This window comes from Nocardia sp. NRRL S-836 (assembly GCF_001279525.1).
Lineage (GTDB): Bacteria > Actinomycetota > Actinomycetes > Mycobacteriales > Pseudonocardiaceae > Lentzea.
On the sequence record NZ_LGDY01000150.1, the window covers coordinates 172,814 to 187,727 of the forward strand.

Consider the following 14,914-nt stretch of genomic DNA (forward strand, 5'->3'; position numbering starts at 1 on the left):
CGGTCCCGGCCCTCCCAGCGCTTCGAACGATCAGATCTTGCCCGCCACCACGTCGGCGAGGTGCACCCGCGACGACCGGTACTGCACCACCGAGGGCGTGGACGGGTCCGGCGAGCCGGCGGCCGGGACGACCTCGGACCGGATCGGCAGGCCGTTGCCGGCGTCGATCGTGAGCACCTGGGAACCGCCGCCGCCCAGGATGGCCGCGGCCGCGGTCAGCGTCAGCACCGGCCGGCCTTCGAGGTCGGCCTCGCCGATCGTCACGTCCGGCATGGTCGCGAGCAGCTTCAGCACGCCCGCACGGACCTCCGCGTTGGCGGCACCGACGAACAGCGCGTACGTGGTGTTGCTCCACAGGTGGTTGCCGATGAGGTTCTCCAGCTCCTCGCCCGTCGGACGCGGCCTGGGGGCGGGCACCTCCTTGCCCAGCCTGCGGAACACCTCCGCCTTCTTCTCCTCCGCCGCGGCCCAGGCCCGGTCCGCCTCGGCCGGGCTCAGTCCGACGCCGAAAGCGTTGCCGGACACGGTGATCATCGCGATTCGGGCCTTCTCCACGTCACCGCTCGCCGCCTGGCGGGCCGCCGCCATCACCTTCGCGTCGTAGGGCTGCGCCTGGTCGTCGTTCTTGCCGGCCGAGGCCGCCAGGTTCTGCGCCGAGTCGCCCTTGAAGATCTGACCGCGGTCGGTGTAGACGGTGTAGAAGACGTACGGCGAGCTGTCCGGCGCCGGTTTCGTGCCGATGACCAGCGACGAGTCACCGGGTAGCGCGGCGGCCGCCCGCACGTCGGAGGCCAGCTTCACCAGCGGCGACTCGACCACCCGCGGGGCCGCCTCGGACGGTGCCGTCCCGGCCGGCACGTCGCCGCCCGGCGGTCCGATCACCACCACGGCCGCCACGACAGCCGCGGCGGCCAGGACGGCGGCACCGGCCCTGGGCCAGGAGAACCACCGCTGCGGCCGCACGACCGCGGCCGCGGGTTCCGTCATCGCCGTGAGCAGGTCCGCCCGAGCCTGGTCGTAGGCCTCGGCACCCGGCGACGGCACGTCACGCAGCTTCTTCATGAGATCCATCTCGTCCATGGGTCGTCTTCTCACGTCGTCGGAACTTGCAGCAGCGCGACCACCTCGGGCGCCTCGCGCAACGCCTTGCGCGCCTGGTGCAGCAGGCGCCGTGCCGTACCGGCCGGGATGTCGAGCACCCGCCCGGCCTCCGCCACGGTCAGGTCCTCCCAGGCGACCAGACCGAGCACCTCGCGCTCCTCCGGTTTCAGCCGGGCCAACGCCTTGCGCAGCAACGCCTGCGCATCCACGCGGGCGTCCACCGCCGGCCAGGGGTCCCAGTCGCTCACCACGAACGTCAGGTCCGCCGCCGGCTCCTCGGCCGCCGGCTCGGACCGCCAGTGCCGCCGCAACCGGTTGAGCGCGACGCCGTACAACCACGGCCTCGCCTCGGGATACGACCGGTCGTAGCGCGCACGGGACTCGTAAGCCGCCACCCACACGTCGCCGAGCACGTCCTCGGCCGCCTGCCGCCCGACCCTGCGCGCGAGGTAGTTCCCGATCGCGGTCTCGTGGCGGCTGATCACCTCCACGAAGGCGTCGGTGTCCCCGCGCAGCGATCTGCCGATCAGTTCCGCGTCTGACGACATGTGGCTCCTCGGTTGCGCCTCACCCTTGCACCCCGTCTTTGCCATCTGGGGTGAAAAGCGTTCAGAACGGCGCAGGCCCCGGCTCGGACGTGCGCCGAGCCGGGGCCTGGAAGCGGTACTGGACGGGTTCGACCCGTCCGTTCACCAGGGCAGTTCCCCGTTTTCGTCCTGCAGGGTCCCGGTCGGACCGTCCGCGCCCAGCGTGGCGAGCCGCACGACGACCCGGGCGCTCTCCTCCACCGGCCGGCCGATCCCGAAGGCCGCGGTCATGTCGGTGGCGGTCGCGCCGGGCTCGACCGCGTTGAACCTGATCCCGGGGTGGGCCTTGGAGTACTGCAGCGTCAGCATGGTGGCCGCCGCCTTGGACGCGGCGTAGAGCGCGAGCGGCAACTCGTACTCGGGGCGTTCGGGGTTGGTCACGGCCCAGAACGAGCCCATGCTGCTCGACACGGTGACGACGGTGGGGTTCGCGGACTTGCGCAGCAGCGGGAGGGCGGCCTCGGTGACGCGGACGAAGCCGACCGCGTTCGTGTCGAAGGCGCGCAGTGCGGAGGGGCCGTCGAGGCCGTCGTTGGCGAGGATGCCCGCGTTGTGCACCAGCACGTCGAGGTGGTCCTCGGCGGCGGCGATGGTCTCCAGCGCGGTGGTCACCGAGGCGTCGTCGGTCACGTCGAGCTGCACGAACCGCGCGCCCAGCTCGGCCGCGGCCTTCTCGCCCCGTTCGGCGTCCCGCGCGCCGATGTAGACGTTGTGGCCGAGCTGCAGGAGCTGCCTGGCCGTCTCGAAACCGATGCCCTTGTTGGCGCCGGTGATCAGTGCGGTGGTCATGGGGGTCCTCCCGGGGGTTGGCTGCCCGCCAGTTCTGGAGTGATCGATGCAGAACTTGACCGTAGCACGTTCTGAAACGATCACTCCACAAGAGGTAGGCTGCGGAGGTGGAGACGACACCGCGCCGGGCCACCGGCCGACCGCGAGGCTTCGACGTCGAGGAGGCGCTCGACCGCGCACTGGCGGTGTTCTGGGAGCAGGGCTACGAAGGGGCCAGCCTCGCCAACCTGACCGGCGCGATGGGCATCTCCACGGCCAGCATGTACGCGACCTTCGGCAACAAGGAGCAGTTGTTCCGCAAGGCACTCCAGCGCTACGACGAGGGCCCGAGCGCGTACGTCGAACTGGCGCTCGCCGAACCGACCGCCCTTCGCGTCGCCGAGGCCCTTCTCGCCGGCGGCATCCGGACCACCACCCGGCCGGAAGAGCCGCACGGGTGCCTGGGCGTGCAGGCGGCCCTCGCCACCGGTGACGCCGGGCGTGACGTCCGCGCGCTGCTCGTCGACTGGCGCAACAACGGCAACTCGCGTCTGCGCGCGCGGTTCGAGCGTGCCGTCGAGGAGGGTGACCTGCCGCCGGACGCGGACCCGGCGCTGCTCGCCCGTTACGTCACCACCCTGCAGGCCGGGATCGCCGTGCAGGCCGCCAGCGGTGTCGGTGCCGACGAGCTGCGGGAACTGGCCGACGCCGCGTTGCGCGCCTGGCCGATCGGCTCCAAAGCGCCCTCGTCCGGCCGCGGGTGAGAGCTCCGCGGCACCACGGCTCCTGACCGGCAACTCCGCATCGGCCAGCGGTACCCGATCACCCGGCCCGGCAACCACGCTGTCCTTCCTTCGTGGACGGACGGTTGCGCTCACCCGAAAGTGGGCAAGCCAAGCACGTGACGAACGACCACGACGACTTGCTCCACGCGCACCTCGACCGCGAGACGCAGGAGTTACTCGATCCGCACCACCACCGAGCGAGCGTCCACCTCGGTGACAAGATCATCGTCGACCCCGTCCAGGTGCTCGAGAACGTCGCCATGGCGATGGAACGCCTCGACCTCGACATCGACACACCGGTCAGCATCGAGGAGGACGTCGCCACCCTGGACGAGCTGGTCGCGATGGTCGACCACTTCGACAAGGGGCCTGCGCTCGTCGCCCACACGCTGAACACGGCGGCGCGCGTGATGAACGCGCGCTATCCCGCCGAGCTCGTCCGCCACCCGCTGCCGCCCGACTGCGACCTGCGCCGGCTGTTCCACGCCGACGTCGACGAACGCTGCCAGGACATCGCGCGGGCGGTGTTCAACCGGCGGCTCGCGGAGACGGCCGACGTGCGGGACACGCAGGTCGCGGTGGACCTCGACGGGCTCTCGGCGCCACAGCGGATCGAGGTGTTCATGGCGGTGTTCTTCCTGTACGGCACGAAGATCGGGGCACTGCAGAACCGGACCGGCATCAGATGAGATGCCTCGTCATGGGCGCGACCGGGCACCTCGGGTCGCGCCTCGTGCCGGCGTTGCTCGCGCACGGCCACCAGGTGGCCGTGCTGGTGCGCGACGGCACGCAGGCGACGCGGTTCCCCACCAACGTGGTCGTGCACGTCGGCGACGCCACCGACCGGCGGGCGGTGCGGGCGGCGTTGGCGGGCAACGACCTCGTGTACTTCCTCGTGCACTCGCTGGACCGGCCGGACTTCGCGGGTGTCGACCACGACGCCGCCACCGTGCTGGCGGCAGCGGCGGCGGACGCTGCGGTGCGCCAGGTCGTGTACGTCGGCGGGCCGCGTCCCGGCTCCCCCGGTCTGTCCGCGCACCTCGCCTCACGGGCCGACGTCGGTGACGTCGTGGCAGCGAGCCCGGTGCCCGCGCTCGTGCTGCAGGCGTCGATGATCATCGGTGCCGGTTCGGCGAGCTTCGAGCTGCTGCGGGCGTCCGCGCGGCTCACGCCGTGGGTGCCGGTGCCGTCGTGGATGCACAACACCAGCAGGCCGGTCGCGGTCGCCGACGTCGTCCACCTGCTGGTGGCCGCCGCGGGCCTGCCGGAACCGGTCGGCGGCGTGTTCGACGTGCCTGGGCCCGAACGCCTCAGCTACCTGGACCTGGTGCAGCGGTGTGCGCGGGTGCTGCGGCTCCCGGTCCGGCTGCCGCTGCCGGCACCGCTGTGGTCGCACCGGCTCGCCGCGCGGGTCGCCGGGCTGGTGACGCCGGTGTCCACCGCGGTGGCGGAGTCGTTGCTCGCGTCGCTCGACCACGACCTCGCGCCGGACGGACCGCCGGTCACCGACGTGCTGCCCGCCCCGCCCGGCGGGTTCACCAGCATTGACAACGCCATCCGCGCCGCGACCACCCAGGAGTCCGGACCGACCGGCGGCGAGGTGTTCACGGAGGAGCGCACGGTGCTGACCGAGGCGGCACCGGAGGACGTGTGGCGCACGGTGAACGCGTTGGGCGGTGAGGAGGGCTGGCACACCGTCCCTCTCGTGTGGACGGTCCGGGGCGCGGTCGACCACCTGCTCGGCGGCATCGGGCTCTACCGCGGCCGGGCACCCGAGGTCGGCGAGGGCGACGTGGTCGACTTCTGGACGGTCGTGCACCGCGACGACGAGGCGCGGCAGCTGGTGTTGCGGGCGGACATGAAGATGCCCGGCCACACCCTGCTCGACATGCGCGTCGACCGCGAGGGCGACCGCACGCGCTACCGGCAGAAGATCACGTTCACCGCCGACGGACTGCTCGGCCAGCTGTACTGGGTGGTGCAGAAACCGCTGCACGACATCGTGTTCGCGACGATGGCGCGCGGGATCGTCCGGAAGGCCGCGGCGAGGTAGACCCCACCCGGCCGCACGCGAGGCGGTGATCACCTGCATCATCTGCGCCATGCGCAGCTCACTGTTCAACCACGAGGAACGGTCCGTCGAGCCCGGCAGCTTCCAGCTGCAGAACGACCGCATGCTCAAGGTGGACCTCACCGGCAGCGGCGGGTTCTTCTTCGCGAAGCAGGGCTCGATGGTCGCCTACCAGGGTGACGTCGACTTCGCCTACGAGGGCGCCGGCGGCCTGGGCAAGCTGTTCAAGAAGGCCTTCACCGGTGAGGGCATGTCGCTGATGAAGGTGTCGGGCAGCGGGGACGTGTTCCTCGCCCAGGACGCCGACGAGATCTTCGTGCTGCACCTGGAGGACGAGGCCGTCACCGTCAACGGCAAGAACGTGCTCGCCTTCGACAGCACGCTGCAGTGGGACATCAACCGCACCGAGGGCGCGTCGATGCTCAGCGGCGGCCTGTTCAACACCACGTTCACGGGCACCGGGTCGCTGGCCGTCACCGCCCACGGCACGCCGGTCGTGCTGAACGTGGACGTGCCGACGTTCGTCGACATGCAGTCCGCCGTGCTGTGGTCGACCTCGCTGCAGTCCTCGATCCGCAAGACGGCCAAGCTCGGCGCCGTCATCGGACGCGGCTCGGGTGAGGCCTACCAGCTCGCGCTGTCGGGGCAGGGCATCGTCGTCGTGCAGGCGTCGGAGGGCCACCAGGTGCCGACCGCGCAGTGACGTTCGCAGGCGGCCGAGGACGCACCTCGGCCGCCTGTTCCCCTTAAGCGGTAACGAAACGGCCGTCGAGCTCGCCAGCGGGGAGGACCTCGGTCGAGTTGTGCTCGCGGACGATCCGCCACCCGTCCGGCGTCCGGCGCCAGACCAGCGAGGACGTGGTGCGGATGTCCGTGACGGCGTCGGGGGTGACGATCCTGGCCACGAACCGCAGGGTGGACGCGGCCAGGCCTGCGCCGGCGATCACGTGGGGACCGTCGTCGACGGCGTGGTGCGCGGAGAGCATCCCGCGGAAGGCGGGCTCCCAGATCGAGCCGTACCCGGCCGCCGACGTCGCCACCCGGTGCTCGGGGTCGAAGTCGTCGTACAGGCGGACGTCCGGCGAGCCGAAGTCGTAGAGCTCGCCGAAGACGCGCTCGAAGTCGAACGGCGCGTCCCCGTCACGACGGTCCCAGCCGGACACCCACCGCTCATGCCGTTCGGCGATCACCTGTTCCTCGTTCATGATCCCGACGCTAGAGCCGCGCGCGGGCTCCCGGGAGGGTGCGTCACACCCACCCGGGCACGCCGGTCACGGTCCGCTGTAGCCGAGCCAGTCGAGGTTGATCGAACCGGTGTCGCCGGGGCCGTAGGAGAGCGTGACCACCGGGTCGCGGCCGCTCACCGCAACGGCGTCGAACGTCACCGTCCCCCAGGCGTCCCAGCTGTCGGAGACCTTCGGGAAGCTCACCTGGCGCACGGCGCGGCCGTCCACCGACAGCGTCATGGTGCGCGCGTCGCTGTTGGCGTTCGCGTACCGCACGGTGATCGCGCCGGAGCCCGAGCCTGTCGTGGTGCGGTGCACCGTGAACGACGACGTGGCGCCCTGGGCCCACAATCCGTCGATGAACGCGCGGCCGGAGTAGCCCGTGTGGTTCACGTTCGTCTTGACGCCGCCGGTGTTGTGGGCGTCCTCGGCCTCCAGGTGGTCGGGTGCGGGGCAGCCGGAGACGGTGCCCGCGGTGTCGGCGCAACGGTCCTGCGCGTCGGCCACGCCGTCGCCGTCCCGGTCACCGGCGGTCGCTCCGGTCAGCGTGATCACGACGGTGTGCGCGCCCCTGAGCGTGGCGGACACCTCGGCGCGCGACGGCCGTCCGTCGACCGTGACCGAGCGGATCGTCGTGCCCGCACCGCGCAGGGAGATCGTGAGGTCGGCGTCGCGGTAGCGCACGTCGCGCAGGGTCACGTCACCCCAGCCCGCGGGCAGGGTCGGCGCGAACGTCAGGCCCCGGTCGGTGAACCTGAGCCCGAACAGTCCGGTGTGGACCATGTCGAGGAACGCCGTGGCCGACCACGTCTGGTCCGGTTCGGAACCCCAGTGGAACTTCACCGTGCCCCCCAGCCGCTGCCAGCCGCCGTCGACCACGCCGGTGGTGCCGTTGTAGATCTCCCAGAAGCCGCTGTTGTTGCCCGCGAGCTTGGCCAGCCGCGCGGTCTGCGCGGCGAACCCGTCCTGGTCGCCGTGGTGCGCCAATGCTTTGGCCCACAGGCCCTGGACGAGCGGCCAGACGATGGCGTTGTGCCGGCCGGGCTGCGCCTCGGAGTAGCGGTCCCAGTGCGGGAACGTGTCGGGCATGCCCCAGGTCATCTCGCCGGCGCGGGCGACGATCGACCGGGCCTGCGCCGGGTTCGCGACGCCGAACAGGATCGCGAACGCCAGCCCGGCGCCCTCCTGGTAGACGCCCGGCGTCCCGTCGGCGAGCAGCTGGTAGTTGTACAGACCCGTCGCCGGGTTCCAGAAGTACCGGTTGATCGCGGCCTTGAGCGCGGCGGCCTTCGCGCGGTGACCGGCGGCCTCCCGGGGCTGCCCCAGCCGCTCGGCCATGTTCGCCGCGTTGACGTATGCGGCGTAGTAGACCGCGTTGGTGCTCAGGTACATCCCGCTCGCAACGCCCGGCCACGGCATGCTGCCGGTGCTGACCGACTCGGTGGCGTCAGCGGGTGGCGCGGGGTAGCCGGCGATGCCGTCGTTGAAGAACGACGCACCGGTGAACAGGCCGTAGGCGGGGTTGAGACCGGCGGTACCGGCGTGTTCCCGGATCGTCAACGTGGTCGCGGCAGTGCGGTAGGCGTTGCCGAGGAACTCCTGGTCGCCGGTGACGAGGTAGTGGTGCCACGCGGCGGTGACCCAGACGACCTGGTCCCACTGCTGGTCGTCCTGCTGCACGCGCAGCGCGCCGGTGGCGTCCCTGTCGACGACGGCCCAGAGCGTGTTCCTCGCCAGCGCCGGTGACAGCAGGCTGGCCGCGTTCCAGCTGTTGACCGACGCGTCGCGCGTCCACGGCTGGGCGTACCCGCCACCCGCGCGGACGATGCCGGTGGCCGGGTCGAGCAGGCCGCTCCTGTCGTACCGCTCGTCGTAGGCCATGGTGTTGCGCCGCACCAGGTTGTCCAGCGCCGCCGCGTACGCCGCGCCGTACAGCGCCTGGCTGTGCGGGTTCGCGAACACGATCGACGGTGTGGTGGCCGCGGTCGCCGGTGTGGCGCCCGTGACCACGCCGCACACCGTGACCAGGGTCAGGAGGACATGAGCGATCCGCCGCCGGAGACTCATCCCGCGCACCTCTCCCGGCACCGGATCCCGACCGGAGCCGAAGGGCAGTGCACCATGGAAGCGCGCTCACGCCGCGGGCCGGCCAAGATCCTGTCCGCTTCTGTCAGCGTTCACGTGCCAGGCCGGTCGCGACCTCACCGGGCCGTGCGGTCAGCGGAGCTGGTCGTCGGTGTAGTAGCCGGACTCCACGAGGACCTTGTGGTAGTTGGCCTTGTTCACGCTCACCGGGTTCAGCAGGAACGCCGGCACGACCTTGACGCCGTTGTAGTAGTCGTTCAGGTTGTTCAGCTGCGGTGGCGTCCGCTCCTTCAGCACCGCGTCGGCCATCAACGCCGTGACCGTCGCCAGTTCGCGGGTGTCCTTGTAGATCGTCGAGTACTGCTGGTCGGCGATGATGGACTTCACGGAGGGCAGCTCGGCGTCCTGGCCGGTCACGATCGGGAACACCGGGCCGTAGCCGTTGTTCTTCAGCGCGGTGAGGATGCCGAGCGAGATGCCGTCGTAGGGCGAGAGCACGCCGTTGAGCTTGGTGCGGCGGTACGACGTGGCGAGGATGTCCTCCATGCGCTTGCGGGCCGTCTCGCCGTCCCACCGCAGGGTCGTGACGGCCTGGAAGTCCGTCTGACCGCTGCGCACCACCAGCGTGCCGCTGTCGAGGTACGGCTTGAGCACGGACATGGCGCCGTTGAAGAAGAACGTCGCGTTGTTGTCGTCCGGTGAGCCGGCGAACAGCTCGATGGTGAACGGGCCCGTCGAGGGGCCGGGGCTGCCGTCGCCGGTGCGCAGGCCGAGCCCGGTCAGCAGCGACTCGGCCTGGTAGACGCCGACGCGGAAGTTCTCGAACGTCGCGTAGTAGTCGACGTTCGGGCTGTCGCGCAGGAGGCGGTCGTAGGCGATCACCGGGATCCTGGCGTCGGCGGCCAGCTGGAGCGGCTTGGTGAGCGCGGAGCCGTCCACCGAGGCGATGATCAGGAGCTTCGCGCCCGCGCGGATCTGGTCCTCGATCTGCTTCACCTGGTTGGGCACGTCGTTCTCGGCGTAGCGCAGGTCGACCCGGTGCCCCTTCGCCTCCAGGTCGCGCTTGATGTTCTGGCCGTCGTGGTTCCAGCGCTCCGACGACGTCGTCGGCATGGTGACGCCCACCAGCGCGCCCTTGGCGGCCTGCACCTGCGAGCCGGTCGCGGGTGCACCGCACGCGGCCAGCACGAGGGCGACCAGGGGTACCACGAGTCTTGCTGATCTCATTCCGGCTCCTCGCGCGGATCAACAACGTTGTTGACAGACGCCACGGTCCTCGAGGCGGCCGAGAACACGGGGGTGAGCCTGTGATCCGCGCCACGAGCGGCTGTGAACGCTAACAAGCGGAGTCGGGCCGATCAAGCGACGGCCTGCTGATCAGGCCAAGCTGTGATGTGCGCGTTCACTCGACGCCCGGTTCACCCGAGCGACGCCATCGGGTCGACGCCGGTCAGCTCGACGCTCCTCGCCCACAGCGCGGCGGCGGTGGCGGGGTCGGTCATGTGCGCGTGCGGTCGTTCGACGTGCGGTGCGCCGCGCAGGCCGAACTGCCGTGGCCCCCAGAGCTGCCCACCTTCGACGTCCTGACCGAGAACGGCCCGGACGGCGGACTGGGCACCGGCGTCCTTGCCGTGCAGGAGAAGTCCCGCGGGCAGCCCGAGCAGCCGCTGGGACGTGGAGCGGGTGTGGACGCCGGGACGCGTGGGCGTGAGGGAGTCCAGTGCGCCGCCGGGGTGCACCACGACGCTGAGGCAGCGGCTGCCCGCGGCACGCAGGCGGCGGTCGAGCTCGAAGCCGAAGCTCATCTGCGCCAGCTTCGACCGCCCGTAGGTCCTCTTCGGCTCGTAGGACTCGGTCGACTGCAGGTCGTCCAGGTCGAGTCGTTCCGTGCGCGCCGCGAAACTGCCGGTGGTGACCACGCGGGCGGCCGGGGCCGCGGTGAGCAGCGGGGCCAGCCGGTGCACCAGCGCGAAGTGCCCGAGGTGGTTGGTGGCGAACATCAGCTCGTGACCGTCGGCGGTCTCGCGCCGCGGCGGATCGTCCAGTGCCACACCGGCGTTGAGCACCACGGCGTCGAGGTGGCCGAGCTCCAGCGCGTCCACGGAGGACTTGAGCGACGCCAGGTCCGCGAGGTTCAGCGGCACGTGGCCGACGGCGGCGCCGGGCACCCGGTCGCGGATCGCGGTGGCCGCCGCCTCCGCCCTGGCGGCGTCCCGGCTGCCGAGCACGACGGTGGCACCGGCCGAGGCCAGCTGTTCGGCGACGAAGTAACCGATTCCGGCGTTGCCACCGGTCACCAGCACGTTCACAGGTGCGGCCAGCCTTTCCTGAGGTGTGCGAAGGCCTCATCCAGCGCGGCACGGCGATCGGGCCGGCGCGAGGCGAGGTCGGGGGTTTCGAGGACGTAGCGGGCGAGCACGTGCAGCGAGTCGTCGGGTGCGTCGAGGCCGGCGGCTTCGGCGAGCAGGTCGGCGAGCGGTTCCTGACAGGCGATCCAGACCTCACGGGCGTAGGGCCACAGCGCGGGCGTGCGCATCACCAGGTCCATCCGGACCCGGTACTCCTCGGGCAGGTCGTCGTTGAACGGGCCCCTGGCCGCGAAGAACGCGTGCAGGGCCTCCAGGACGGACGTGCCGGCCGGTCGTTCGCGGACCGCGGCCGTCAGCGCGGCCTCCCGCTCACCGCTGTCCGCCAGGATCAGGGCTTCCTTGCCCGCCGGGAAGTGCGCGAAGAGCGTCGCGACCGCGGTGTCCGCGGCCTCGGCGACCTCCTTGACCGTCACGTTGTCGTAGCCGCGTTCGAGGAAGAGCCTCAGCGCCGCGTCGGACAGCGCCTGCCTGGTCGCGGCCTTCTTCCGGTCGCGGCGGCCGGGGGTGGATCCACGGGTCGTCACCATGCCGCCAGCATAACCTAGAACACATCTGAAGTCATACTCGTTGCAAAACTAGACTCGTTCTGGTTTTCTCGGCGTCGACATCCCCTCACCTCAGGAGCACGCCATGCAGGCGTCCATCACCACCCCGGCCGGCCCCGGCACGGCGTTGAGCCGCACCGTCATGTGGGCCCTCCTCGGCCTTGTCCTGCTCGCCGACGCGCTCGACATGATCGACGCCACGGTCACCACGATCGCCGCGCCGAGCATCGTCGGGGAGATCGGCGGCGGGCCGGGTCTGATCAAGTGGCTCGGCGCCGCCTACGCGCTGGCCATGGCCGTGCTGCTGGTGATCGGCGGCCGGCTCGGCGACCGGTACGGCCAGCGCCGGCTCTTCCTGATCGGGATGACCGGCTTCACCCTGGCCTCCGCGCTGTGCGGTCTCGCCCCCACGCCGGTCGTCCTGGTCGTCGCCAGGGTTCTGCAGGGCGCTTTCGGCGCGTTGCTGATCCCCCAGGGCATGGCGATCATCACCCGCCACTTCACGCCCGAGATGCGGCGCACGGCGTTCAACCTGTTCGGCCCGCTGCTCGGCATCGCCACGATCGCGGGCCCGGTGCTGGCCGGGTTCCTCATCGAGGCCGACCTCGCCGGGCTGTCCTGGCGGCCGATCTTCCTCGTCAACCTCGTCCTGGGCACGGTGGGCGTCGCGCTGGCCGCCCGCCTGCTCCCCCGCGACAACGCCGACCGCTCCGTCACCGTGGACGGCACCGGCGCGGGACTGCTCGCGATCGCCACGTTCGGCGCGATGTTCGGTCTCATCGAGGGATCGGAGACCGACTGGGGCCTGCCCGCCGTGCTCTCCCTGGTGGCGGGCGCGCTGTTCCTGGCCCTGTTCGCACGTCGTCAGCGCACCGCCGCCGAACCGCTGATCAAGCCGTCGCTGTTCCGCAACCGGGGTTTCGTCTCCGGGCTGACCGTCGGGCTGATGTTCTTCGCCGTCACCAACGGCCTGGCGTTCGTGCTCTCGCTCTTCGTCCAGCAGGCGCTCGGTGCGAGCCCCGGCAGCGCCGCCGTCGGCATGCTGCCCCTCACCCTCGGCATCATCGTCGGCGCCGGGGCGGGCATGGGCCTGGCCGCGCGGATGGGGCGTGCCCTCGTGCTCGCCGGCATGCTCGTCACCCTCGCCGGCGGCGGCTGGCTGCTGGCGCTGGTGCTGACCAGCGGCACCAGCCTCACCCTCCTCGCACTGGCGCCCGCCGGTGTGCTCGCCGGCATCGGCATGGGCGCGTGCTTCGGCACGATCTTCGACATCACCATCGGTGACGTCGCCCCCGCCGAGGCCGGCAGCGCCAGCGGCACCCTGACCGCCGTCCAGCAGCTCGCCACCGCACTGGGCTCCGCCACCGTCACCACGGTCTACCTGCACGGCGGCGCACCCGACCACGCGATGGCGCTGGCCATCACCACCGTCATGGCCGTGACCGCGCTCTGCCTGCCCCTGCTGCGGCTGCTCCCGAAAGCCGCACCCCGGGACGCCGAGCGGTCAGAACCGGACGCCGGCTGACCTGGCGTCGAGCGGCAGGATCCGGGACAGCGCGGGCACCGTGGCCGCGGCGACGACGATGTGCATCGCGATCAAGGCGAGCGAGTTCACCACCGAGGCGCCGGCGGCGAGGATGCCCAGGTCCGGGATCCAGGAGAGCACCAGGACGACGGGCACGAGCACGCGCAGCACCCGCCGCGGGTTGTCGGCGAAGCGGCGCACGAGGTACCAGCCGAGCGTGCCGAGCAGGATGCCGATCACCGTGGCGGGCGCGTACTCCACCAGCGCCAGGCCCTTGCGCTCGACGTCGGAGGGGATGAACTTCCCCGCGACCAGCGCGATCAGCGCGTTGACCGCGACCGAGATGACCGCCGCGCCCAGGAGGCCGACGACGACCTCTCCGGCGGTGGGCGCGAGACCTGCGGAGCGTGCGGGGAGGCTGGTGTCGGCCATGAGCCCTGTCCTTCGATAGACTGATTTGCAAGCGAGCACTTGCAAATCACGGTAGCCATCCGGTCCCATCAATGCAAGTGCCTACTTGCATTGATGGAGGGTGAGTGGCCAGCAGGGTGTCCGACCAGACGGTGTTCGACGCGCTCCTGGGGGTGATCGCCCAACACGGGTACGAGCGGGCGACCACCCGCGTGATCGCCGACGCCGCCGGGATCAACGAGGCCACGCTGTTCCGCCGCTTCGGCTCCAAGGAGAACCTGCTGCGCCTGGCCGTGCGCAGCAACTTCACCGGCTTCTCGCTCGACCTCGACGAACCGGGCGACGACGTGGCCGCCGACCTGCTCACGATCCTGAGCTACTACACGCGGCTCTACGAGACCCGCGGCGGCGTCGTGCTCACCCTGATGCGGGAGGCGAAGTTCAGCCCGGAGGTGGCGGCCGTGCTCACCGAACCGGAGACGCTGCTGGAGAAGGTCGACGCGGTGATCCTGCACCACCAGCGACGCGGCGCCCTGGTCGTGGAACCGCCGCGGCACACGTTCTTCGCGCTGGTCGGGCCGGTGATGATGCGCTCCATCGCCCGGCGGGTCGACCAGCGCGCCACGCAGGCACCCGCCGACCCCGAGGTCGTCGTGCGTCGGTTCCTGCGCGGGTACCAGCCGGAGTAGGCGGGCCTAGAACGCCGAGAGGATCCTCTCGTTCCACCACAGGTCGAGCTTGTCGAGCGTGTCGACGTCACCCGGCCTCTTCAGCGTGCCGATGGTGAGGGTGCGGCTGTCGACCCACCAGACCTGCGCGTTGCCGTCGGCGACGAAGCACGTCGTGAACTCGCCGGGCAGCGGCTGGGAGTCGGGACGGTAGTAGAGCGCGTAGTGGATGGGATCGGACTTGGGCCGGCACCCGCCGCGCTCGTCCATCCGCGGGATGCCCCGGTTGGTGACCAGTTGCAGGAACGCCGCGTCCTGCGCCGCGCGGTCGGCGAACAACCGGAACTCGGCCTCGGCAGGCGGCGGGAACCGCGAGTCGAAGGAGTTCGTCGCGGTGCAGCGCACGGCGACAAGCGCGCCGCCGTCGGCCGTGGCGGGCGCGCACGGGGTGGTGGTCCGGTAGACGGCCGGCAGGGCGGCGAGCAGTGCGTCGACCTGCGGCGACCGCGACGTGGTGGTGGTCGTGGGGGTGAGCGTGGTGCCCGTCGTGCTCGTGGTCGTGCTCGGGGTGGTGCTGGTCGAGGGGTCGCCCAGGCCGAAACTCGTGTAGCCGTTCGTCGCGTACAGCACCGTTGCGACGGTCAGCAGCGCGACGGCCGCGATGGCGCCGGCGACGAGCGCCACCCGCTTGGCCGGCGACGCGCCGGACCGGCCGGGTGGGTACGGCTGCGGGTGGACGGGGTGGGGGCCGGTCGAGAAACGCTGGTGGGCGG

General features: G+C 71.3%; 16 protein-coding genes. 6 read left to right on the plus strand and 10 right to left on the minus strand.

Annotation, left to right across the window (positions count from 1 at the left end; translation table 11 throughout):
- Positions 1-30: 30 nt before the first annotated feature.
- The 3 genes from ADL03_RS41105 to ADL03_RS41115 all read right to left on the minus strand — a co-directional run bounded on the left by ADL03_RS41105 (position 31) and on the right by ADL03_RS41115 (position 2,477).
- Complete coding sequence (locus ADL03_RS41105) at positions 31-1,080, minus strand: hypothetical protein (protein ID WP_197289104.1); 1,050 nt, start codon at positions 1,078-1,080, stop codon at positions 31-33.
- Between the two features lie 11 nt (positions 1,081-1,091).
- Complete coding sequence (locus tag ADL03_RS41110) at positions 1,092-1,649, minus strand: RNA polymerase sigma factor (RefSeq protein WP_053739066.1); 558 nt, start codon at positions 1,647-1,649, stop codon at positions 1,092-1,094.
- Between the two features lie 141 nt (positions 1,650-1,790).
- Complete coding sequence (locus ADL03_RS41115; RefSeq protein ID WP_053739067.1) at positions 1,791-2,477, minus strand: SDR family NAD(P)-dependent oxidoreductase; 687 nt, start codon at positions 2,475-2,477, stop codon at positions 1,791-1,793.
- 107 nt (positions 2,478-2,584) lie between these two features.
- Here ADL03_RS41115 and ADL03_RS41120 point away from each other — a divergent pair, with 107 nt between their 5' ends.
- From ADL03_RS41120 to ADL03_RS41135, 4 genes are all read left to right on the plus strand, one after another.
- Positions 2,585-3,220, plus strand: a complete 636-nt coding sequence (locus tag ADL03_RS41120; protein WP_053739068.1) for a TetR/AcrR family transcriptional regulator — start codon at positions 2,585-2,587, stop codon at positions 3,218-3,220.
- 137 nt (positions 3,221-3,357) lie between these two features.
- Positions 3,358-3,930, plus strand: a complete 573-nt coding sequence (locus tag ADL03_RS41125) for a hypothetical protein (RefSeq protein WP_053739069.1) — start codon at positions 3,358-3,360, stop codon at positions 3,928-3,930.
- Positions 3,931-3,941: 11 nt separating this feature from the next.
- Complete coding sequence (locus tag ADL03_RS41130) at positions 3,942-5,294, plus strand: DUF2867 domain-containing protein (RefSeq protein WP_197289105.1); 1,353 nt, start codon at positions 3,942-3,944, stop codon at positions 5,292-5,294.
- A 49-nt stretch (positions 5,295-5,343) separates the two neighbouring features.
- A complete protein-coding gene (locus ADL03_RS41135; protein ID WP_053739093.1) occupies positions 5,344-6,015 on the plus strand; it encodes an AIM24 family protein in 672 nt (223 codons plus the stop codon).
- A gap of 43 nt (positions 6,016-6,058) precedes the next feature.
- Here ADL03_RS41135 and ADL03_RS41140 read toward each other — a convergent pair whose 3' ends face one another.
- From ADL03_RS41140 to ADL03_RS41160, 5 genes are all read right to left on the minus strand, one after another.
- Complete coding sequence (locus tag ADL03_RS41140) at positions 6,059-6,517, minus strand: nuclear transport factor 2 family protein (RefSeq protein ID WP_053739071.1); 459 nt, start codon at positions 6,515-6,517, stop codon at positions 6,059-6,061.
- A 66-nt stretch (positions 6,518-6,583) separates the two neighbouring features.
- The gene (locus ADL03_RS41145) at positions 6,584-8,605 is read right to left on the minus strand and encodes a glycosyl hydrolase family 65 protein (RefSeq protein WP_053739072.1); all 2,022 of its coding nucleotides are present in this window, start codon (positions 8,603-8,605) and stop codon (positions 6,584-6,586) included.
- Between the two features lie 150 nt (positions 8,606-8,755).
- Positions 8,756-9,850: a multiple monosaccharide ABC transporter substrate-binding protein gene (gene chvE, locus ADL03_RS41150; protein ID WP_053739073.1), complete on the minus strand. Its 1,095-nt coding sequence runs from the start codon at positions 9,848-9,850 to the stop codon at positions 8,756-8,758.
- Positions 9,851-10,041: 191 nt separating this feature from the next.
- The gene (locus ADL03_RS41155; RefSeq protein WP_197289106.1) at positions 10,042-10,932 is read right to left on the minus strand and encodes an SDR family NAD(P)-dependent oxidoreductase; all 891 of its coding nucleotides are present in this window, start codon (positions 10,930-10,932) and stop codon (positions 10,042-10,044) included.
- Positions 10,929-11,519, minus strand: coding sequence for a TetR/AcrR family transcriptional regulator (locus ADL03_RS41160; protein ID WP_053739075.1), 591 nt, complete (start codon positions 11,517-11,519; stop codon positions 10,929-10,931). The genes ADL03_RS41155 and ADL03_RS41160 overlap by 4 nt, the downstream gene beginning before the upstream one ends.
- Positions 11,520-11,622: 103 nt before the next feature.
- Here ADL03_RS41160 and ADL03_RS41165 point away from each other — a divergent pair, with 103 nt between their 5' ends.
- Entirely contained in the window at positions 11,623-13,062 is a 1,440-nt protein-coding gene (locus ADL03_RS41165) for an MFS transporter (RefSeq protein ID WP_053739076.1), read from the plus strand.
- Here ADL03_RS41165 and ADL03_RS41170 read toward each other — a convergent pair.
- The gene (locus ADL03_RS41170; RefSeq protein WP_053739077.1) at positions 13,042-13,494 is read right to left on the minus strand and encodes a DUF6069 family protein; all 453 of its coding nucleotides are present in this window, start codon (positions 13,492-13,494) and stop codon (positions 13,042-13,044) included. The genes ADL03_RS41165 and ADL03_RS41170 overlap by 21 nt on opposite strands.
- 104 nt (positions 13,495-13,598) lie before the next feature.
- Here ADL03_RS41170 and ADL03_RS41175 point away from each other — a divergent pair, with 104 nt between their 5' ends.
- Positions 13,599-14,162, plus strand: a complete 564-nt coding sequence (locus tag ADL03_RS41175; protein ID WP_053739078.1) for a TetR/AcrR family transcriptional regulator — start codon at positions 13,599-13,601, stop codon at positions 14,160-14,162.
- Positions 14,163-14,168: 6 nt separating this feature from the next.
- Here the strand turns inward: ADL03_RS41175 and ADL03_RS49105 are convergent.
- Positions 14,169-14,914 (minus strand): hypothetical protein (locus ADL03_RS49105; protein WP_369809078.1); only part of this gene is annotated, 746 nt, incomplete at its 5' end.